This is a genomic window from Actinocorallia sp. B10E7 (genome assembly GCF_039871655.1).
Taxonomy (GTDB): domain Bacteria; phylum Actinomycetota; class Actinomycetes; order Streptosporangiales; family Streptosporangiaceae; genus Actinocorallia.
Window position 1 is genome coordinate 171,231 of the sequence record NZ_JBDPLZ010000004.1, and the last position, 19,050, is coordinate 190,280.

Sequence of the window (19,050 nt, forward strand, 5' to 3'; positions counted from 1 at the left end):
CGGGGGCCGTTCCGCCTGTCAGCGACGGGCGGTGAACAGGAAGTTGCGAGGGAAGCCCTCGACCTCGCGGGGCAGGGGCTCCCACGGCCAGCGCCCGAAGGACGCGCCGGGTTCGCCGGGGCACTTGACCTCGACGGGCCGCCACCCGCACTCGGCGAGGAACTCCTCGGGACGGTCGGTGCCGAACAGCCAGGGGCAGCCGTCCTCGGTGAGCCTGCGCAGCCCCTCGCGGGAGAACTCGCTGATCATCGACTGGTGGCTCAGCAGGTCTCCGGCCAGGACGTCGCCCGGCGCGGACAGTTCCGCCACCTTCGTCACGAGGGCGCGGGCCTCCCGCTCGGGCAGGTAGAACAGCAGCCCCTCGGCGATCCACAGGGTGGGCGCGCCGGGGTCCCAGCCGGCCGTACGCAGCGCGGACGGCCAGTCGCCGGTCAGGTCCGCCGGGACGGTCCTGCGCTCGCAGCCGTGCCGGGCACCGAGCCCGGCCAGCTCCTTGTCCTTGGCCTCCAGAAGGGCAGGCCGGTCCACCTCGTAGACGACCACGCCGGACCGCCAGGGCGACCGCGCCGTGCGGGTGTCCAGTCCCGCCGCCAGCAGGACGACCTGGCCGGACGCCTCCGCCGCCACCTCGTCCAGGTAGCGGGTGCGGACCGCGATGAACTCCTTGACCCCCGGGTTGCCGTAGCGCTCCAGGAGCCGGAAGCCCTCCTCCCCGGCCAGGTCGGCGGCGTACGGGTCGGTGAACAGGGCGTCCGGCAGGCCGGACTCGTGGGCGCGGACGGCCGCCGTCCAGCGGGCGGTGGCCGAGACCGCCTCTTCTCTTCTCTCCTGCACGGTTGCTCCTAACGGCTCTGGACCTGGGAGAGGACGCGCCTCATCGACTCGGGGAAGCGGGCTGGGACGAGATGTCCGTTGGCGTCGGTGGTGACGCAGGCGATGCGCTGCTCCCCGGTGGCGACGAGCTCCTCGCCGCCACCGGGGAGCTGCCGCCAGTACTCGAACGTCATCACCGACTGGGTCTGGCCCAGCTCGCCCTGCCGCATCCGCACCACGACCTCGTCGAACACCCGCAGCTCGCGCAGGTAGTCGCAGTGGCAGCTGACGGTCAGCAGCCGCACTCCGTCGGCGAACCCGGCGACGACGTCGGGCGTGTAGTCCCGCAGGAACAGCTCGCGGGCCCGGCCCTGCCACCGGATGTAGTTGACGTAGTTGACGTTGCCGAGCAGGTCGGTGTCCTCGATGGTGACGATGTGCCGGTACTCGTAGGCGTCGCCCATCAGCGGGTCTGCCCTTCCGCCGGGCCTTCGGAGGTGAGGACGGCCAGCACGACGGGCTCGGCGACGTCGCGCAGCCGGGTGGCGAAGGTGAGGATCCGCCGGTCGCCGCAGAGCAGCCCGGCCCAGCCCCCCTCGTGCACCGAGTCGAAGGTGACCGGGGTCTCGACCGGCAGCCCGGCCTTGACCACGCATTCGGCGGCCGACCACACGCGGGTCGCGGCGGTGTCGAGGTCCTCACCGGACTCCTCGGCGATCGTCTCGGCGAGGGCGAGCCGGTCGGGGCCGAGCAGGCTCGCCCAGTCGCGGCTCTCGACGAGCTCCAGGTCCACGCCCGGGAGGGCGGCCGCGACCGTGACGCCGGCCCGGTGCGACACCGAGACCGTCCGGCCGGAGTCCACCTCGGGCTTGCCGTCGGGCCGCCAGGTCACCTTGGTGGCCGCGCCGAGCAGGCGCTTGAGCATCAGCTCGCTGGCCTCGCGCCGCCCGATCCCGTCCGGGTCGCGGTCGATCGTGATCCGGCCGGTCAGGCCCTGGTCGATGAGCGCCTGCTCCAGGTAGGAGCCGAGCAGCATCGGCACCCACACCGACGGCACCTCGTACTTGCTGACCAGCTGGGTGGTGAACCCCTCCCAGGTCTCGATGACCCGCCCGTCGGGGCCGGCGACCTCCACGTCCCATTCCTCGTCGTCGAACCGGTGCCGGACGTGCACCGTCGCCGGGGCGGAGCCGGTCGCCGGGCCGGGCACCAGCCGCCGGACCCCCGCCGGGATCGCCAGGACCGTCGGGCCGCAGGTCTGGATCGGCTGCATGTAGGCGTCGCGTGCGGCCGGGTCGCCCAGCAGCAGCGTGGACGGCAGGTAGCGGCCGAACCACGCGGCTTCGGTGCCGGGCAGCAGCCGGCCGGTCGCGAGCTGCGCGCCGGTCCGGTGCACGCTCTGGACCAGCTTGAACCGCGGGCCGTGGAAGAGCATCGGCCCGTAGAGGTCGGTGGCCGGGTCGAAGTCCATCGCCGGAAGGTCGGCGTCGGCCGGGTCGACGAATCCGAGCGGGCGGGGTCGGGCGCCGGAGAAGTCACAGACCGCCCGGTAGTGGTCGAGCTGGAACCGGGTGGTGCTGGACCGCACGACCGTGGTGACCCTTCCGGGCCCGGTGGCCAGCGCGGCGACCCGCAGCGTGATCTTCTCGTCCTCGCCGACGACCACGGCCCGCAGGAACTCGATGTCCTCCAGGACGGGCACCGCGTCGGACCCGAGGAGACCGGCCGCGGCCTGCGTCATCGCCTCGATGCCGACGGTGCCGGGCAGCACCGCGCTGTTCCCGCCGCTGAACACGTGCTCGGCCAGGTAAGGGTCGCTGCTCCAGCCGAGTTCGGAGTCGGCGACCAGCTCGATGCCGGGGTAGAACACCCGCGGCTGCTCCAGGAAGCGCAGCAGCGGCAGTTCGTCGGCGCCGAACCTGACGGTCGGCATCTGGCCGAACCGGCCGGTGACGACCGAGACGACCGGAGCGTCCGGGTCGGCGACGAGGCCGCGCAGCATCGCGACGCCCTGGTCGGGGGTGATGGTGTGGACGCCGACCCGGGAGAGGTTCTCCACCGAGCCGAGCCGCTCACCCATCCCGACGCCCGACCACAGCGACCACTCCACGGCGCGGCAGCGGGTGTTCGGAAGCCTGGCGGCCAGCGCCTCGACGAGGTCGCTCTGCCACTCGTTGGCGACGGCGTAGTGGGCCTCGCCGCGCAGCCCGGCCCGTCCGGTGATGCTGCCGAAGGTGACGAGCAGCTTCAGCGCGTCGTGGTCGACGGCGCCCAGGACGGCTTCCAGACCGGTGACCTTCGGGTCGATGGTCCGCCGGTAGTCGTCGTCGGTGAGCTCCTCCAGCAGCTTCGGCACGTTGCCGCCCGCCCCGTACAGCACGGCGGTGACCTTGCCGAGGACCTCGCCGATCTCCTGGACGGTCGCGGCGACGGCGGCGCGGTCGGTGACGTCGACCTGGAAGTACCGCGCGGTCACCCCGGCGGACTCCATGCGGGCCAGGTTGGCGGCGAGCTCGTCGTCGCTCGCGGGGTCGGACCGGCCGAGCAGGGCGAGCGCGGTACCGCTCTCGCGGGCCAGTTCCAGCGCGCACTCGGCGGTGATGCCCTTGCCGCCGCCCGCGACCAGCATGACGTCTCCCGCGCCGACGGGCAGGTCCGCGCCGGCCGGTTCGACCGGCTGGAGGACGGGCTCGGTGCGGGTCCCGTCGGGAGCGTAGGCGACCTCCCGGAACCCGTCGGTCGAGACGGCCTCGGCGACGATCTCCTCGATCCGGGAGGGGTCGGCCTTGATGACGGCCGTGGAGACCCAGGGCGCCTCGAGGTGCAGGGTCTTGCCGAACCCGGCGGAACCCGGCCCCTCCTGGACGATCACGCAGCGCGTCACGTCCTTGTCGGCCAGCACCGTGTCGGCGGCCTCGCGCAGCAGGTCCAGCCGTTCGGGTCCGGCCGCGGGCACGACGGCCAGCACTCCCGATCCGCACTCGGCCTCCTCCAGCGCGCGGACCAGCGCGGTCCCGGCCGGGTGCGTCCCGACGAGCCGCCACGCGCCGGGCGTCCGCATCGCGCTGCGGGACGGGGCCGGGAGTTCACGCCAGTCGATCGCGAACGCCTTGACCCAGGTGTCCACACCGGGCGGGACGATCTTGGCGGCGGCCTCGGCCGAGTCCTCGACGACGGCCTCGCCGGTCTCGACGAGCCGGGTGAGCGTCTCGGCCACCTGCCCGAGCGTGGCGGTCGCGTAGCCGGTCGGCGCGGCGGGCCGGTCCAGGCCGAGCCGCTTCATCGCCTCGCCGACGATCTGCCCCACCACGATCGAGCTGAGGTGCAGGTCGTCCAGGAACTTGCTGTCGGCCTGCACCGACTCGACCGGGAACTCCGCGTACTCGGCGACCATCCTGCGCAGGAGCAGCAGCGGGTCGGCGGTGTCGTCCTCGGCGGAGGGCGCCGCGGCCGCCGCGCCGCTCTCGGCGGGAGCCGTGCTCACCAGCAGCGAGGGGTCCACCTCGGGGGTGGTCTCGCACGGGTTGGCGAGGAAGTACGGCTTGGCCTCGGGATCGAACGGGCGGCTGAAGCGGCCGGAGAACAGCTCCGTGATCCGGACGCCCGCGCCGAGCACGAACGCGGCTCCGAGCGTCTGCAGCAGCCCGGCCAGTGACTCCTCGTCGGTCCTGGTCGCGACGGCGGGGACGTCGGTGATCTCGCGGGCCAGCCCGGTCAGCACCTGGCCGGGTCCGACCTCGATGAGCAGGTCGGCGTCCTTGGCCGCCTCCGACAACGCCTCGGTGAACCGGACGGGCGCGGTGATCTGCTCGCGCAGCAGTTCCCGGGGGTCCTCGGCGACGGCGGCCGCGGTGACGGTCGAGACGACCCGGCGGCGGACGGGGCCGGGCCTCTCCTCGGCCAGCCGCGCGGCGAACGCGTCGGCGGCGGGGGAGACCAGCGGGGAGTGGAAGGCGTGCGAGACCGGCAGCCGCACCGCCGAGAACCCGGCCTTGGAGGCGGCGGCCACCACCCGGGTGACGGCCTCGGCCGGACCGGAGACGACGGTCTGCCCGGGGGAGTTGTAACCCGCGATCACCACGGGCTCGCCCGCGAGCAGCGGGGTGACGGCCGAGGCGTCGGCGGCGATGCTCGCCATCGCGCCGCCGCTCTCCGACAACTCGCTCATCGCCCGGCCCCGGGCGGCGGCGATCCGCAGCAGCGCGTCCTCGTCGTAGGAGCCGCCCCAGTGCAGGGCGACGAGTTCGCCGAGGCTGTGCCCGAGCGCGGCGCGGGCCTGGATCCCGAACCGGTCGAGCAGCCGCAGGCCCGCCACCGAGGCGGTGACGATCCGGGGCTGGGCCACCGCGGTCTCGACCTGGTCGCCGCCGGAGGGCAGCGCGGCCCGCTCGTACAGCTCCTCGACCTCCTCGAACCGGCGGCGCGCCGCGCCCCCGGAGGCGCTCGAGCCCGAGCCCTGGCCGGGGAACATCAGCACCACGCGCGGCAGCTCGCCGAGCGTCCCGACGAACACGCCGTTCACCGGGTCCAGGTGCCGCTGCGCTCCGGCGAGCGCGGCGACCTGGCGGAGCCGGTCGGCCAGCTGCCGGGGAGTGCCCGCCACGACGGCGGCGCGGCGGGCCCGGTGGCCGAGCTTCCCGGCCAGGTGCGCGGCGAGGTCGGGCAGCTCCGAGCGGGACATGCCCTCGGCCGTGGCCGACAGCGAGGTCGCGGCCGCGGCGAGCTCGTCGGCGGTGTCGGCGTCCAGGCAGAACAGCTCGGTGTCCTGGGGGGAGCTGAGGATCGCGCGGGTCCGCCCGTCGATGCGGGGCCGGGACGGGCGCGCGGACTCCACCACCACGTGGGTGTTGATGCCGCCGAAGCCCATCGCGCTGACGCCCGCGCGCAGCGGCGCGTCCTGCGGCCAGGCCTCGCCCTTGGGCAGGACCCGCAGTGAGGGGCTCCCCTCGGTGAGGATCCGGTGCGGGCGCTCGCAGCCGGTGGTCGGCGGCAGGACCCCGTGGTGGACGGCCTGGACCGCCTTGATCAGGCCGGCCATGCCCGCGGCGGCCTTGGTGTGCCCGATGTTGGCCTTGATCGAGCCGATCACGGCGGGGGGAGCGGACGGGGCGGCGGCCTTGCGGGCGTCGCTGATCGTCTGCAGTTCGGCGGCGTCGCCGACGGCGGTGCCGGTGCCGTGGCCCTCGAAGTACGGCACCTCCTCCACGCCGAAACCGGCCCGCCGGTAGGCGCGGTCGATGCAGATGCGCTGGCCGTCGGTCTCGGGCCGGGTGATGCCGCCCGCGCCGTCGGAGGACATGCCCCAGCCGCTGACGATGCCGTGGACGCGGTGGCCGCGGGCGAGGGCGTCCTCCTCGCGCATCAGCACGACCATGCCGGCGCCCTCACCGGGCCAGAACCCGGCCGAGCGCTGGTCGTACACGCGCATGTCGTCGGTGGCCAGGGCACCGGCGCGGGAGAAGCCGATCAGCTCGTTGGGGTCGATGCTGATGTCGACGCCGCCCGCGACCGCCAGGTCCATGTCGCCGGAGATCAGCGCGTTGCAGGCGGTGATGAGGGACAGCAGGGACGAGGCGCACGCCCCGTCGACCGTGTAGCCGCCGCCGTTGAAGTCGAAGTGGTTGCAGACGCGGCCCGCGATCGTGTTGGCCAGGCCGCCGGCGAGGTAGTCGCCGTCGGGCACCGGGAAGGGTGCCTTGTAGTCGTGCTCCATCCGGCCGAGCAGTTCGGCGAGGTCCTCCCTGGCGACCTTGCCCTCCAGGGCGCCGGCGACGATCCGCCGGACGTAGGGCCAGCGCAGCCGGATCCCGGCGGCGCGCTGTCCCTCACCGGTCAGCGAGTTGCCGATGACCACGCCGGTGGACTCCAGCGGCGCGCCCTTGCCGTCGGGGAAGCCGGCGTCGGCCAGCGCCTCGGCCGCGACCTCCAGGGCCAGCCAGTGGACCATGTCGGTGTTGCGGTAGGTGGTTCCGGCGACCTTGAAGCGCAGCCGGTCGAACCGCCAGTCGCGCAGCAGAGCGGCCTCGGTCGAGTAGAAGTGGTCGGGGGCGGACTTGTCGGGAGACCAGTAGTCCTCCATCCGGATGCGCTCCGGGGGGAGGCGGCGGAAGGAGCGGCGTCCGGCAAGGACGTTCTCCCACAGCTCGGCGGGGTTGGCGGCGTCAGGGAAACGGCAGGCCATGCCGATGATGGCAATGCGAGAAGACATGGGAACTTCGAACTCCAAGGGGGTACGGAAGACCGCGTCAGCGGCCGAGACGGTGCAGGGCGTTCACGCGCAGCGCGCGCAGCAGCGCGGCGGGCGAGGCGAACTCCTTCACGTCGATGAGCCGTCCGGCGAACAACTGGTAGTGCCTGGCGGAGACGGCGTCACGTGCGGCGGCCGAGAGCAGGAGCTTTTCGAACGGGTTGAACGGGCGGACGGAGGAGTAGTCCTCCATCAGCTTGTGGTGGCTGTCGAGGGACGAGCGGTGCTTGCGCCCGTACTCCTCCAGCCCTTCGCCGGGGCCGGGGACGGAGGCGTCGGCGAGCCACTGCGCGGACTGCAGCGCCCAGCCGATGCCCACACCCCACAGGGGGTCGGTGGCCAGCGCGGCGTCGCCGACGAGCGCGAGACCCGGGCGGTGCGGTTTGCGGTAGACGTTGGGCATGTCGAACGTTCCGACGACCTTCGACACCCGTTCGCCCTCGTCGATGGGCGGGGCGTCGGGCAGCGCGCGGACGAAGGACTCGAAGGAGCCCTCCATGTCGCGCCGGAAGGCGGCGGAGTGCTTCTCCTTGGACGGAGAGCAGGCGATCACCGTGATGTCGCCGTCGTTGGGGAAGGCGAACGCGGTGTCGGGATCGAGGAACCACACCCGGCTGGGAGCGGGTGGCAGTCCTCGGTACCGGGCGAAGAACCCGAGCCTGTTGTTGGCGCTGACCCGGGCGGGCAGCCCGCTGTGCGCGGCGACGGTGGAGCCGCGGCCGTCCGCGCCGACGGTGAGCCGGGCGGTGATGGTCCGCGCGCCGGTGCGGACCCCGGTGATCCGGCCGTTCTCCTCCAGCAGCCCGGTGACCGCCTCACCGAGCATCAGGTCGACGCCGGGTGTCCGCGCGGCGGCCTGGCGCAGGATCGGGTCGAGCGTGGAGCGGCGGACGTTGAGGCCGTGGGGCAGCGGCTCGCCGCCGGGCTCGGGCCGGGGCCGGATCCAGCCCCAGGGCGTCCACAGTTCGGTGACGTGCCCCTGCGCGCCCGCCGCCTCGAGTTCCGGCAGCACGCCCAGCGTCTTCAGGACGGGCAGGGCGCCGGGCTGGAGGGTGTGCGTGCACAGGACCTTGTGCGCGTCAATGGTCGTGCGTTTCTCGAGCAGCGCGACGCGTGCGCCTCGCGTCGCGAAGAGCATCGCGGACGCACAGCCCGCCACGCTCGCCCCCGCGATCACGACGTCGTATTCGTAGGTCAAAAGCCCATCTCCCCGATGGTTACCAGATGGTAGGGATCAGCCTGCCGGGGGCGATCAAGCTCAGTCCAATACCTTTTGAGTACCGATCGGTAATACTGTTTCGCTATGTCAGTTGATCTTCGTCTGATGCGTTACGTGATAGCGGTCGCCGACGAGGGAGGCTTCCAGAACGCGGCACGGAAGCTGAACATGGCGCAGCCTCCGCTGAGCAGACAGATCCGCGACCTGGAACGGCAGCTGGGGGTGGCGCTCTTCGAACGCAGGCCGACCCGGCTCACCGAGGCGGGGCGGCAGTTCGTCACCAGCGCCAGGAGGATCGTCGAGGACGCCGACCGGCTCGTACGGGAGCTGGGCCGGGGCGAACTCGACGAGCTCACGGGCACCGTGCGGCTGGGGTACCTGCCCGCCGCGGGCTACGACACGGTCCCGATGCTGACCCGGGCCGTGGCCGAGGAGCATCCGGGCATCACCGTGGAGGCCTTCAGGCACTGGGCGCCCGACCAGGCTCTCCTCGACGGGGAGGCGGAACTCGTGCTGACGCGTTGCGCGCCGGCCCACGCCCGGCTGGCCCGCCGGACCCTCCGCAAGGAGCGCCTGGTGGCGCTGCTGCCCGCCACCCACTCCAAGGCCGGCGCGGGGGGCGTCGCGCTACGCGACCTGCGCGGACACACCTTCTGCTACTTCCCCCGCCGCCGCGCGCCCGCCTACCACGACGCGGTCCTCCAGGCCCTGTCCAGCACCGGTGAGAGCTTCACCGTCTGGGAGCACCCGATCCCCAACGACCCGCTCAACTTCACCGTCATCCCCTCCTCGACCGTCGCGCACATCCCCGACGGCCTGGCCGCGCTCCCGATCACCGACCCGCTCCCGGACTTCGACCTGGAACTCCTGTGGAACGCCCGCGCCGCCGACCCCGCGACCGCCGCCGTCGCGGAGACCGCCCTGCGCCTGGCCCGCCGCGAAGGCTGGATCAACGAGCGCTCCTGGGAATAATCCGTTTCCTCACCGTTGATGATCGCGAGAGACTTGCCGGGTGCTGACCGAACTGCGTATCCCTGAGACGAGCCTCGTCCTGCTGATCGGCGTGTCGGGATCGGGCAAGTCGTACTTCGCGGCGCGGCACTTCAAGCCGAGCCAGGTCGTGTCGTCCGACCACTGCCGCGCGGTCGTCTCCGACGACGAGAACGACCAGTCGGCCACGGGCGACGCCTTCGACCTGCTGCACTACATCGTCGCCAAGCGGCTACGACGGGGGCTGCTCACGGTGGTGGACGCCACGAACGTCCAGCCGAAGTCCCGCGAGGCGCTGCTGAAGCTCGCCAAGGACCATGACGTGCTCTGCGTCGGCGTCGTGCTGGACGTCCCCGAGGAAGTGGCGAAGGCGCGCAACGCGCTGCGTCCCGAGCGGCGGCTGCCGGCCCACGTCATCCCCCGCCAGCGGCGCGAGCTGCGCCGGGGGATGCGCGGGCTCGGACGCGAGTTCAAGCGGCACTACGTGCTGCGCGACGAGGCCGAGATCGACGCGGCGACCATCTCCTACGAGAAGGCGTGGACGGACAAGCGCGAGCTCACCGGCCCGTTCGACCTCATCGGTGACGTCCACGGCTGCCGCGCGGAGCTGGAGGCGCTGCTCGTCGAACTGGGGTACGAGCTGCGCAGGGACGAGCAGGGGCGCCCGGTCGGGGCGCACCACCCGTCCCGTCAGGTGATCTTCCTGGGCGACCTCGTCGACCGCGGGCCCGACACCCCGGGCGTGCTCCGGCTGGCGATGGGCATGGTCGGCGACGGCGACGCCCTGTGCGTCCCCGGCAACCACGAGAACAAGCTGCTGCGTGCCCTGCGCGGGCGGAAGGTGACGGTCTCGCACGGGCTGGCCGAGTCGCTGGAGCAGCTGGAGGCCGAGACCGAGGAGTTCCGCGACGAGGCGGTCCGGTTCATGGACGGCCTCGTCAGCCACTACGTCCTGGACGCAGGGCGGCTCGTCGTCGCGCACGCCGGGCTCAAGGAGGAGTACCACGGGCGGGCCTCCGGCCGCGTGCGCTCGTTCGCGCTGTACGGCGAGACGACGGGGGAGACCGACGAGTACGGGCTGCCGGTCCGCTACCCGTGGGCCAGCGAGTACCGGGGCAAGGCCATGGTCGTCTACGGGCACACCCCGGTGCCGGGCCCCGAGTGGGTCAACAACACCCTGTGCATCGACACCGGCGTGGTCTTCGGCGGCAGGCTCACCGCGCTGCGCTACCCGGAGAAGGAGCTGGTCTCCGTCCCCGCCGAGCGGGCCTGGTACGAGCCCGTCAAGCCGTTCCCCGCGGAGGCGGACGGCGGGTCCGCCGCGGGCCAGGCGGGGGAGAGGCCCCCGATCGGCGTGCACCGGGAGCTCGACACCCTGCACATCGACGACGTCCTGGGCGCGGGCGGGGTCGAGACCGCGCTGCTCGGCCGGGTCGCCGTCCGCGAGGAGAACGCCCTGGCCGCACTGGAGGTGATGAGCCGGTTCGCGGTGGACCCGCGCTGGCTGGTCTACCTGCCCCCGACCATGGCGCCCGTGGCGACGTCCGGGCTGGAGGGGTACCTGGAGCACCCCGCGGAGGCCTTCGCCGCCTACCGCTCCCAGGGCGTGGGCCACGTCGTCTGCGAGGAGAAGCACATGGGCTCCCGCGCGGTCGTGGTCGTCTGCCGGGACGAGGAGGCGGCCCGCGCCAGGTTCGGCGTGGACGACGGCACCACCGGGGCCGTCTGCACCCGGACGGGCCGGACGTTCTTCTCCTCCGCGGAGCTCACCGAGGAGTTCCTCTCCCGGGTCCGCGCGGCGGTGACGAAGGCCGGCCTGTGGGCGGAGTTCGACACCTCCTGGCTCGTGCTGGACTGCGAGCTGCTGCCGTGGTCGGCCAAGGCCAAGGAGCTCCTGCGCGGCCAGTACGCGGCCACCGGCGCGGCGGCGCGCACCGCGCTGCCCGTCGCGGTGTCCCTGCTGGAGCGGGCGGCGGGCCGCGGCCTGGAGGTGGGCCCGCTCCTGGAGCGGGTCTCCGGCAGGGAGCGCAACGCCGCGCTCTTCCGCGACGCCTACGCCCGCTACTGCTGGCCCACGGACGGCCTGGACGGGGTGAGGCTGGCGCCCTTCCAGCTGCTGGCCACCGAGGGGCGCTCCCACCTGGCCACCGGCGTTCCCGGCGCCCTGGACCACCGGGCACACCTGGAGCTGGCCGACCGCCTGGCCGCGGCGGACCCGTCGGAGCTGATCCGGCCCACCGCCGCCCGGTTCGCGGACCTGGCGGATCCCGCCTCGGAGGCGGCCGCCACCGACTGGTGGCTGTCCCTGACCGAGGCGGGCGGCGAGGGCATGGTCGTCAAGCCCCTCGACGCGGCCCCCGCCACCGGGCCGGACCGCCGCTCCCTCGTCCAGCCGGGCCTGAAGGTCAGGGGCCGGGAGTACCTGCGCATCATCTACGGGCCCGACTACACCGACCCGCACCAGCTGGCCCGCCTGCGCGAGCGGTTCCTCGGCCGCAAGCGCTCGCTGGCCCTGCGCGAGTACGCGCTGGGCGCCGAGGCCCTCACCCGCCTGGCGGAGGGGGCGCCGCTGTGGCGGGTGCACCAGGCGGTGTTCGGGGTGCTCGCCCTGGAGTCCGAGCCGGTCGACCCCCGCCTGTAGCCCTGGGACGCCAGAGGGCGGCGCCGTGGGGCGCCGCCCTCGAAGTGTGATCCGGGGGGATCAGGTGGAGAAGAGCATGCCGAAGAGGCTGCCGCCGTGGTGGTGCCGCGGGTGGTGGTGGTGGACCACCTGCGCGGGCGGGGCCGCCCAGCCGGGCGCGGCCGCGGGCGGGGGCGCGGCCTGGCGCCACTGGCTCTCGATCCGGGCGAGGGTCTCCAGCTCGCCGTAGTCCAGGAAGATCCCCCGGCACATCTCACACTGCTCGATGTGGACTCCGTTGCGGTCGAAGGTCCGCATCGTGCCACGGCACTTCGGGCACTGAAGCATTTCCGCCACCTTTCCAGCACGGCTCATGCCGTGACAGGCTTTTTTGGTGGCACCCTACGCCATCCTCAGACGACGAGGCTGCCAATCCGGTCACACGTGTCGATAAGGGCCGACTCGTACGGGTCGAGCGGCCGGTTCTCGTCCACAGCTTGTGAGACGCACCGGGCGGCGGTTTGGATCGCCAGAGCTTTGGCGGGAATGTCCAGCCTGTCCCAGGGGTCCTCGCCGAGGCCGACCCCGCCGTGCTCCCGGTAGGCGCCGAGGAACCGGGACCAGACCTCCGCCGGCAGGATCCCCGCGGCGAACAGGGCGGCCGGGCGGGCCAGATCCCAGACGGGGTCGCCCCGGCCCAGGTCGTCCAGGTCGATCAGCCGCCAGGAGCCCTCGTGCCGGACCAGCTGCCCCAGATGGAAGTCGCCGTGCACCAGGCGGTTGGCTCCGCCGGGCTCCGGGAACGGCGGTAGGGAGGCGTAGGCGCGGCGGATCGGCGCCGTCGCCGGATGGTCTTCGGGGAGGGGGCGGGAGAGCACCTCGTGGACCTTGGCCGGGGCGCCCTGCTCGGGAAGCCCCGGCGGGACCGGCCGTGAGTGCAGTTCGGCCAGCAGCCGGGCGGCCTCCTCCCAGGGGGCCTCCTCCGGGTGCAGCGGATCGACCGGCTCACCGGCGGGCCAGACGGACACCGCCCTGCCCCGGGCCTTCCGCACCTGGGCGAGTGGGGCGAGCAGCAGGTCGGGATGAGAGGAGGCGACGGCGAACCGCGAGGCCAGACGAGTGGAGGAGGCCTGGTGCGATTTGACGACGACCTTGCCCACGCGCACCACCAGGACGCCGTGCCGCTCGTAGAGAATGACGGGATCGCCGACTCCGCCCGCGTCCCGGGCCGCTTCGGTGAGGAGGTCCCGCATCGGTCCAGTCAACCATTCCGCCGGATACCGTGAAGAGAACACTGCGGAATCCAGGTTCATGGCAAACAAGTCATGACACACTGGGGCCGACTGTGTCATACCGTTACCGGGGGGAAGTGATCGGCTACTTTGAGTGGATCATTCGCGGGCTCGCTGGTGTGGCGGACGTCTCGCTGAGTAAGCTCCCCCGAACTGTTCCTCTGCCTAGGAGTTGAAGAGATAGTGCCCGGTCGTCGAGAACCGGAGGGCGCGGCTGTGTCCATCGCCCGCGGTGCCGGACCCTGGCTGGTCCCCGGACTCGCCGGAGCGGCGGGTGCCGTTCTGCTGAGCCGGAAGTCACGGTACCGCGCCCTGGTGGGGGCCGCCGCGGCGGTCACCGCCGCGGGCCTTACCTGGTTCTTCCGTGACCCGCCCCGCCATGGAACGGGCCGGGTCCTGTCCGGAGCCGACGGGAAGGTGCAGAGCATCGACCCCTGGCCAGACGGACGGACCCGGGTGGCGGTCTTCATGAGCCCCGTCGACGTGCATGTCAACCGGGCGCCCATGGCCGGAAAGATCATCTCGGTCGAGCACATCGCGGGCGGCCACGTCCCGGCGTTCGACAAGGAGAGCGATCGCAACGAGCGGGTCGTGTGGCGGTTCGAGACCGAGATCGGCGAACTGGAGTGCGTCCAGATCGCCGGGACCGTGGCCCGCCGCATCGTCCCCTACCTGGAAGAGGGCGCGACCGTGGAGCAGGGCGAGCGCCTCGGCCTGATCCGCTTCGGCTCCCGCTTCGATGTGTACCTGCCGCCGGGGATCCGCCCGGCGGTCGTCGTCGGCCAGAGGACACGAGCCGGTGAGACGCGACTTGTCAGCGATTGAGCCGGAGGCCGTGCCCGCAGAACGGCTCTCTCCCGCCGACTTCCTCACCCTGGGCAACGCGCTGTGCGGGATCGCGGCGTTGCGCAGCATCATGGTGCAGGGCGACTTCCGGGGCACCGACAGCCGGTTCTTCGCCGGCGCGGTCCTCCTCATGCTGATCGGGGCGATCTGCGACCTCTTCGACGGGCGCATGGCCCGCCGCTGGCGCAGCACCCCCTACGGCCCGCACCTGGACAACCTCGCCGACGTGATCACCTTCGGCCTGGTGCCCGCCGCGATGACCCTGGCCTGGGCCGGGTTCGCCTCCCAGTGGGCGCTGCCCGCGATGGTGGCGTCCGCGGCGTTCTTCCTGGCGATCGTGGTCCGGCTGGCCCGGTACGTCACCGCGGCGCCCGAGCCCGGGATCTTCCGCGGCATGCCCGCGCCGCTGTGCGCGTTCACCGTGGTCTCGATCATCGTGCTGTCGCCGCCGGTCCCGGTGGCGCTGGCGGCGATCGCCTGCGTGGCGGCGCTGGCGGTCAGCCGGCTGCCCTTCCCCAAGCCCAGCAGCCGCGCCCTCGCCGGGATGATGGTCGCCTGGGCGGTCGTCGGCGGCTGCTCGGTCGTCGCCTGGGCGGCGGGCGTGCCCGGCGGCGGCGGGTGGATGCGCTTCACCGCGGCCACCGAACTGCTGGCCGCCTGCACCCTTCCGGTGATCATGCTCAGGCTGCGCCGGGCCATGCGGGTGGCGCACGCCGTCCCGCACACCAGGCGCCGGACGCTGCGCCGCCCTCGCAGGGTGAACGTGCGCGTGCGCCGCCGCGCCGGGGAACGGGTGAAGACCCGGCACTGACCCCCCATGGGATCCCTTCGCCCCGGCCCTCCCGGCCGGGGCGTCTCCTTTATCCGGGAGGCCTCCATCGAAGCCCCTGCCGCCATCGAGCTGGTGCGAGAGCACACGATCCTGTCCGTGGTGGTCGGGTCCCGCGCCTACGGCCTGGACACGGCCGACAGCGACGTCGACCGCAGAGGCGTCTTCGTCGCGCCGACCGAGCTGTTCTGGCGGCTGGACAAGCCGCCCACCCATCTGGACGGGCCGCTGCCCGAGCAGTTCTCCTGGGAGGTGGAGCGTTTCTGCTCGCTGGCGCTGGAGGCCAACCCCACCGTCCTGGAATGCCTGTGGTCGCCCCTGGTGGAGAGGATCACGGAGACGGGAGAGGAGCTGCGCGCCCTCCGCCCCGCCTTCCTGTCCCGCAAGGCGCACCGGACGTTCCTGCGCTACGCCGAACGGCAGTTCCAGCGCTCCGCCTCGGGAGGAGGCGAAGGAGTGAAGTGGAAGCACATCATGCATCTGTTGCGCCTGCTGGTCTCCGGCCGCCATCTGGTGGAGACGGGCGAACTCCTCGTCGACGTCACGCCCTACCGCGAGCGGCTCCTGGCCGTGCGGCGGGGCGAGGTGCCGTGGGAGGAGGTCACCGCCTGGCGCGAGGAGCTGACGGCAGGACTGGACGACGCCCTGACCGCCACTCCGCTTCCCGAGGCCCCCGACCGCGCGGCCGTCGAGGACTTCCTGATCTCCGTCCGGAGGGCCGCCCTGTGAACCTTCCCGCCATGCCCGAGCTGCCCGAGGGCGTCTGCCCCTACCCCCGCGTCTTCGCGACGGTCAGCGGGGCGCACCTGTACGGATTCCCCTCCGAGGACTCCGATCTCGACCTGAGGGGCGTCCACGTCCTCCCGGCCGAGGAGGTGGTCGGGCTCGTCCAGGGGCCCGAGACCCTCACCTGGATGTCGGAGGACCGTCAGACCGACCTCGTCACCCATGATCTGCTCAAGTTCTGCCGCCTCCTGCGCAAGCGGAACGGCTACGTCCTGGAGCAGCTGCTGTCGCCCCTGGTCCTGGAGACGACGCCCGTCCACGAGGAACTGGTCGCCCTGGCGCCGGGCCTGATCACCCGCCACCACGCCCACCACTATCTGGGGTTCGCCCGCACCCAGTGGCGGCTGTACGGGAGGACGGGGGAGCTCAAGCCCCTGCTCTACACCTTCCGGGTGCTGCTGACCGGGATCCATCTGATGAGGACGGGCGAGGTCCTCTGTGACCTGAACGTCCTGGAGGGCGGCCCCGGCTACCTGCCGGAACTGATCGGGCTCAAGCGCTCCGCCGAGCACGCCGCGGCCCCCTGCGGCGATTTCGCCCCCGACGTGGAGGCGCTGCTGGCCCGGTTGGAGGAGGAGCAGGCCTCCTCGGCGCTGCCCGAGCAGCCCGAGGAGGACGGGGCCATGCACGAGCTGGTCGTCCGGACCCGGCTGAGGGGAATGGCGGACCCGCCCTCCTGAGCGTGTTTGAATGTTCAATGACATCGGAGGGGGCGACGAGCCCCCTCCGGACCGGCTGAGCACGGCTCAGCCGACCTCCACCGGGCCCGTCCGGGCAACGGGCCCGGTGGACCTGCGCACCACCAGCTCCGGCCGGTACAGCAGCTCACCGCGCGGCACCCGGTTGCCGCCCAGCTCCTCCAGCAGGTAGCCGACCGCGGCCATGCTCATCTCGCGGACGGGCTGGCGGATGGTGGTGAGCGGAGGATCCAGGTAGGGCACCAGCGGCGAGTCGTCGAACCCCACCACCGACACGTCCTCGGGCACCCGCAGCCCGCGCTGCCTGGCCGCCCGGATCGCGCCGATCGCCATGATGTCGCTGCCGCAGCAGACGGCGGTGCAGCCCAGGTCCAGCAGCCGCGACGCCGCCGCGTGCCCGCCCTCCACGGTGAACAGCGACGGCGCGACCAGCTCGTCGGCCTCGGCGCCCTTCACGCCCAGCCCCGCCTCCAGGGCCCGGCGGAACCCCGCCGCCTTGCGGATGGACGGCACGAACCGCTCCTGTCCGACCGCCAGCCCGATCCGGGTGTGGCCGAGCGAGATCAGATGCTCCACGCCCAGCTCGATCGAGGTGGTGTCGTCGTTGGAGATGAACGGCGCGTCGACGCCCTCCCGGTACCCGTTGATCAGGACCAGCGGCAGCCCGCGCTCGGTCAGCCGGGTGTAACGGTCCAGGGCGGAGGTGGAGTCGGCGTGCATGCCGCTGACCACGATGATCCCCGCGACCCCCCGCTCCAGCAGCAGGTCGGTGTAGTCGTCCTCGCGGATCCCGCCGGGGGTCTGGGTGCACAACACCGCGGTGTACCCGGAGGTGGCCAGCGCCGTCTCGATGATCTGGGCGAACACCGGGAAGATCGGATTGGTCAGCTCCGGGACGATCAGCCCGATCAGTCCCGCCCGTTGCGGGCGCAACCGGGGCGGCCGCTCGTATCCCAGGACGTCCAGCGCGGTGAGCACCGCCTGCCGGGTTCCGGTGGAGACGTTCGGCTTGCCGTTGAGCACCCGGCTCACGGTCGCCTCGCTGACCCCCGCCTGCGCCGCGATGTCGGCCAGCCGTGTCGCCATGGGCCTCAACCTACCGCTCACGCGGGCCGCCTCCGGGCTCGGTCCACCACACCGCGGTGTCGGCGGGCAGCCACACCAGGTCGCCCTCCCGCCGGAACTCGCCGCTGGCCAGCACGACCTCCCCGGAGCAGGGCAGGGCGACCGCCTCGCCGGTGAGGTTGACCTGGCAGTGGAAGCCCGGCTCTCGGCGCAGGGACAGCGTGCCCTCGGGCGACGGCTCCCAGGTCAGCGAGCCGTCGCCGAGCGCCGGGTGCTCCCGCCGGAAGGCCAGGGCACGGGTGTAGAGGGACAGGGTCGAGGACGGGTCGGCGCGCTGGGCCTCGACGGTGAGCGCCCGCCAGGCCGCCGGCATCGGCAGCCAGCTGCCGGGGCCGTCGCCGAACCCGAACGGAGGGGCCTCTCCCGTCCAGGGCAGAGGCACCCGGCAGCCGTCGCGCCCCGCGTCCGCGCCCCGGCCGAGCTGCGGGTCGGTCAGGAACTCCGGCGGAAGATCGAGGACCTCGGGCAGGCCGAGTTCCTCGCCCTGGTAGACGTACGCCGAACCCGGCAGGGCCAGCATCAGCAGCGCGGCGGCGCGGGCCCGCCGCAGACCGGACTCGCCGTCGCCGTAACGAGTGACGTGGCGGCGCACGTCGTGGTTGGACAGCACCCACGTGGACGGGGCTCCCACGGACGCGACGGACTCCAGCGAAAGGTCGATGACCTCGCGGAAGGAGGCCGCGTTCCAGTCGGCGCCCAGGAGGAAGAAGTTGAACGCCTGGTGCAGCTCGTCCGGGCGGACGTAGCGGGCGAGCCGTTCGGGGGTGGGGGCCCACGCCTCGGCGACGCCGATCCGGTCCCCGGGGTAGGAGTCCAGCAGCCTGCGCCAGGCTCGGTGGATCTCGTGCACGCCGTCCTGGTCGAAGTAGGGCAGCGGGTCGGTGCCGAGCATCCGCGACTGGTCGGGGTGCCCGACGTCGGGCAGGCCCTCGGCCTTGATCATTCCGTGCGCGACGTCGATGCGGAACCCGTCCGCGCCCAGGTCGAGCCAGAACCGCAGGATGTCCTCGAACTCCGCGCGGACCTCGGGGTGCTCCCAGTTGAGGTCGGGCTGCTCGGGCGCGAACAGGTGCAGGTACCACTGCCCGTCGGGCACCCGGGTCCAGGCGGGGCCGCCGAAGACCGACTCCCAGTCGTTGGGCGGCTGGTCGCCCCTGCCGTCGCGGAAGACGTAGCGCTCCCGCGCGGGCCCGCCCGCCAGCGCCTCCTGGAACCAGACGTGCTGGTCGGAGGTGTGGTTCGGCACGATGTCGACGATGATCCGCAGTCCCAGGTCGTGGGCGTCGCGGATGAGCGCCCGGGCGTCCTCCAGGTCGCCGAACAGCGGGTCGACCCTGCGGTAGTCGGCCACGTCGTACCCGAAGTCGGCCATCGGAGAGGCGAAGAAGGGCGTCAGCCAGACGGCGTCCACGCCCAGCGAAGCCAGGTACGGCAGCCGGGCGCGGATGCCCGGCAGGTCGCCGATCCCGTCGCCGTTGCCGTCCGCGAAGCTGCGGACGTAGACCTGGTAGATCACCGCGTCGCGCCACCAGCGGGCCGTCCGGCGCGCCGCCGCGTGAGTGGTGTCTGTCGGAGCAGTCATGAA

Annotated in this window: 14 protein-coding genes; 6 read left to right on the forward strand and 8 right to left on the reverse strand. The window is 72.8% G+C overall.

Annotated elements, in window-relative coordinates; translation table 11 throughout:
- Window positions 1–18 precede the first annotated feature (18 nt).
- Genes ABGB12_RS14675 through ABGB12_RS14690 form a run of 4 tightly spaced genes read right to left on the reverse strand, consistent with a single transcriptional unit; the run spans window position 19 to window position 8,258 of the window.
- Window positions 19–834 carry an SAM-dependent methyltransferase gene (locus ABGB12_RS14675; RefSeq protein WP_347678048.1) on the reverse strand — a complete coding sequence of 272 codons (816 nt, stop codon included), beginning with the start codon at window positions 832–834 and terminating at the stop codon, window positions 19–21.
- Window positions 835–842: 8 nt separating this feature from the next.
- Window positions 843–1,277: an acyl-CoA thioesterase gene (locus ABGB12_RS14680; RefSeq protein WP_347678050.1), complete on the reverse strand. Its 435-nt coding sequence runs from the start codon at window positions 1,275–1,277 to the stop codon at window positions 843–845.
- Window positions 1,277–7,021, reverse strand: a complete 5,745-nt coding sequence (locus ABGB12_RS14685) for a type I polyketide synthase (RefSeq protein WP_347678052.1) — start codon at window positions 7,019–7,021, stop codon at window positions 1,277–1,279. Before ABGB12_RS14685 ends, ABGB12_RS14680 begins: the two co-directional genes overlap by 1 nt.
- 37 nt (window positions 7,022–7,058) lie before the next feature.
- A complete protein-coding gene (locus tag ABGB12_RS14690) occupies window positions 7,059–8,258 on the reverse strand; it encodes an NAD(P)/FAD-dependent oxidoreductase (RefSeq protein ID WP_347678054.1) in 1,200 nt (399 codons plus the stop codon).
- A gap of 126 nt (window positions 8,259–8,384) precedes the next feature.
- On the opposite strand from ABGB12_RS14690, the gene ABGB12_RS14695 reads away from it, so the two are divergent.
- Window positions 8,385–9,251, forward strand: coding sequence for a LysR family transcriptional regulator (locus ABGB12_RS14695; RefSeq protein WP_347678056.1), 867 nt, complete (start codon window positions 8,385–8,387; stop codon window positions 9,249–9,251).
- 40 nt (window positions 9,252–9,291) lie between these two features.
- The gene (locus tag ABGB12_RS14700; RefSeq protein ID WP_347678058.1) at window positions 9,292–11,910 is read left to right on the forward strand and encodes a polynucleotide kinase-phosphatase; all 2,619 of its coding nucleotides are present in this window, start codon (window positions 9,292–9,294) and stop codon (window positions 11,908–11,910) included.
- A 60-nt stretch (window positions 11,911–11,970) separates the two neighbouring features.
- Here the strand turns inward: ABGB12_RS14700 and ABGB12_RS14705 are convergent, their stop codons facing one another.
- Together ABGB12_RS14705 and ABGB12_RS14710 are read right to left on the reverse strand one after the other, a co-directional pair.
- Window positions 11,971–12,237, reverse strand: a complete 267-nt coding sequence (locus tag ABGB12_RS14705; protein ID WP_347678060.1) for a zf-TFIIB domain-containing protein — start codon at window positions 12,235–12,237, stop codon at window positions 11,971–11,973.
- A 65-nt stretch (window positions 12,238–12,302) separates the two neighbouring features.
- Window positions 12,303–13,142, reverse strand: a complete 840-nt coding sequence (locus ABGB12_RS14710) for an aminoglycoside phosphotransferase family protein (RefSeq protein ID WP_347678062.1) — start codon at window positions 13,140–13,142, stop codon at window positions 12,303–12,305.
- A 261-nt stretch (window positions 13,143–13,403) separates the two neighbouring features.
- Between ABGB12_RS14710 and ABGB12_RS14715 the strand changes: the two genes are divergently transcribed.
- The 4 genes from ABGB12_RS14715 to ABGB12_RS14730 are packed head-to-tail and all read left to right on the forward strand — an operon-like array spanning window position 13,404 to window position 16,322.
- Complete coding sequence (locus ABGB12_RS14715; RefSeq protein ID WP_347679173.1) at window positions 13,404–14,006, forward strand: phosphatidylserine decarboxylase; 603 nt, start codon at window positions 13,404–13,406, stop codon at window positions 14,004–14,006.
- Entirely contained in the window at window positions 13,993–14,838 is an 846-nt protein-coding gene (locus tag ABGB12_RS14720; RefSeq protein ID WP_347678064.1) for a CDP-alcohol phosphatidyltransferase family protein, read from the forward strand. Before ABGB12_RS14715 ends, ABGB12_RS14720 begins: the two co-directional genes overlap by 14 nt.
- A 6-nt stretch (window positions 14,839–14,844) precedes the next feature.
- The gene (locus ABGB12_RS14725; RefSeq protein WP_347678066.1) at window positions 14,845–15,585 is read left to right on the forward strand and encodes a nucleotidyltransferase domain-containing protein; all 741 of its coding nucleotides are present in this window, start codon (window positions 14,845–14,847) and stop codon (window positions 15,583–15,585) included.
- An 11-nt stretch (window positions 15,586–15,596) separates the two neighbouring features.
- Window positions 15,597–16,322 (forward strand): nucleotidyltransferase domain-containing protein, encoded by a 726-nt coding sequence (locus ABGB12_RS14730; protein ID WP_347678068.1) that lies wholly within the window; start codon window positions 15,597–15,599, stop codon window positions 16,320–16,322.
- Between the two features lie 66 nt (window positions 16,323–16,388).
- Here the strand turns inward: ABGB12_RS14730 and ABGB12_RS14735 are convergent, their stop codons facing one another.
- Both ABGB12_RS14735 and ABGB12_RS14740 read right to left on the reverse strand, forming a co-directional pair.
- Window positions 16,389–17,426: a LacI family DNA-binding transcriptional regulator gene (locus ABGB12_RS14735; RefSeq protein WP_347678070.1), complete on the reverse strand. Its 1,038-nt coding sequence runs from the start codon at window positions 17,424–17,426 to the stop codon at window positions 16,389–16,391.
- Between the two features lie 10 nt (window positions 17,427–17,436).
- Complete coding sequence (locus tag ABGB12_RS14740) at window positions 17,437–19,047, reverse strand: glycoside hydrolase family 13 protein (protein ID WP_347678072.1); 1,611 nt, start codon at window positions 19,045–19,047, stop codon at window positions 17,437–17,439.
- Window positions 19,048–19,050 lie beyond the last annotated feature (3 nt).

Bases quoted from the DNA above. Each gene is read 5' to 3' on its own strand.
- ABGB12_RS14680 (WP_347678050.1), bottom strand. From the start codon at position 1,277: ATGGGCGACGCCTACGAGTACCGGCACATCGTCACCATCGAGGACACC.
- ABGB12_RS14735 (WP_347678070.1), bottom strand. From the start codon at position 17,426: ATGGCGACACGGCTGGCCGACATCGCGGCGCAGGCGGGGGTCAGCGAG.
- ABGB12_RS14685 (WP_347678052.1), bottom strand. From the start codon at position 7,021: ATGTCTTCTCGCATTGCCATCATCGGCATGGCCTGCCGTTTCCCTGAC.
- ABGB12_RS14730 (WP_347678068.1), top strand. From the start codon at position 15,597: ATGCCCGAGCTGCCCGAGGGCGTCTGCCCCTACCCCCGCGTCTTCGCG.
- ABGB12_RS14740 (WP_347678072.1), bottom strand. From the start codon at position 19,047: ATGACTGCTCCGACAGACACCACTCACGCGGCGGCGCGCCGGACGGCC.
- ABGB12_RS14710 (WP_347678062.1), bottom strand. From the start codon at position 13,142: ATGCGGGACCTCCTCACCGAAGCGGCCCGGGACGCGGGCGGAGTCGGC.
- ABGB12_RS14705 (WP_347678060.1), bottom strand. From the start codon at position 12,237: ATGCTTCAGTGCCCGAAGTGCCGTGGCACGATGCGGACCTTCGACCGC.
- ABGB12_RS14695 (WP_347678056.1), top strand. From the start codon at position 8,385: ATGCGTTACGTGATAGCGGTCGCCGACGAGGGAGGCTTCCAGAACGCG.
- ABGB12_RS14725 (WP_347678066.1), top strand. From the start codon at position 14,845: ATGGGATCCCTTCGCCCCGGCCCTCCCGGCCGGGGCGTCTCCTTTATC.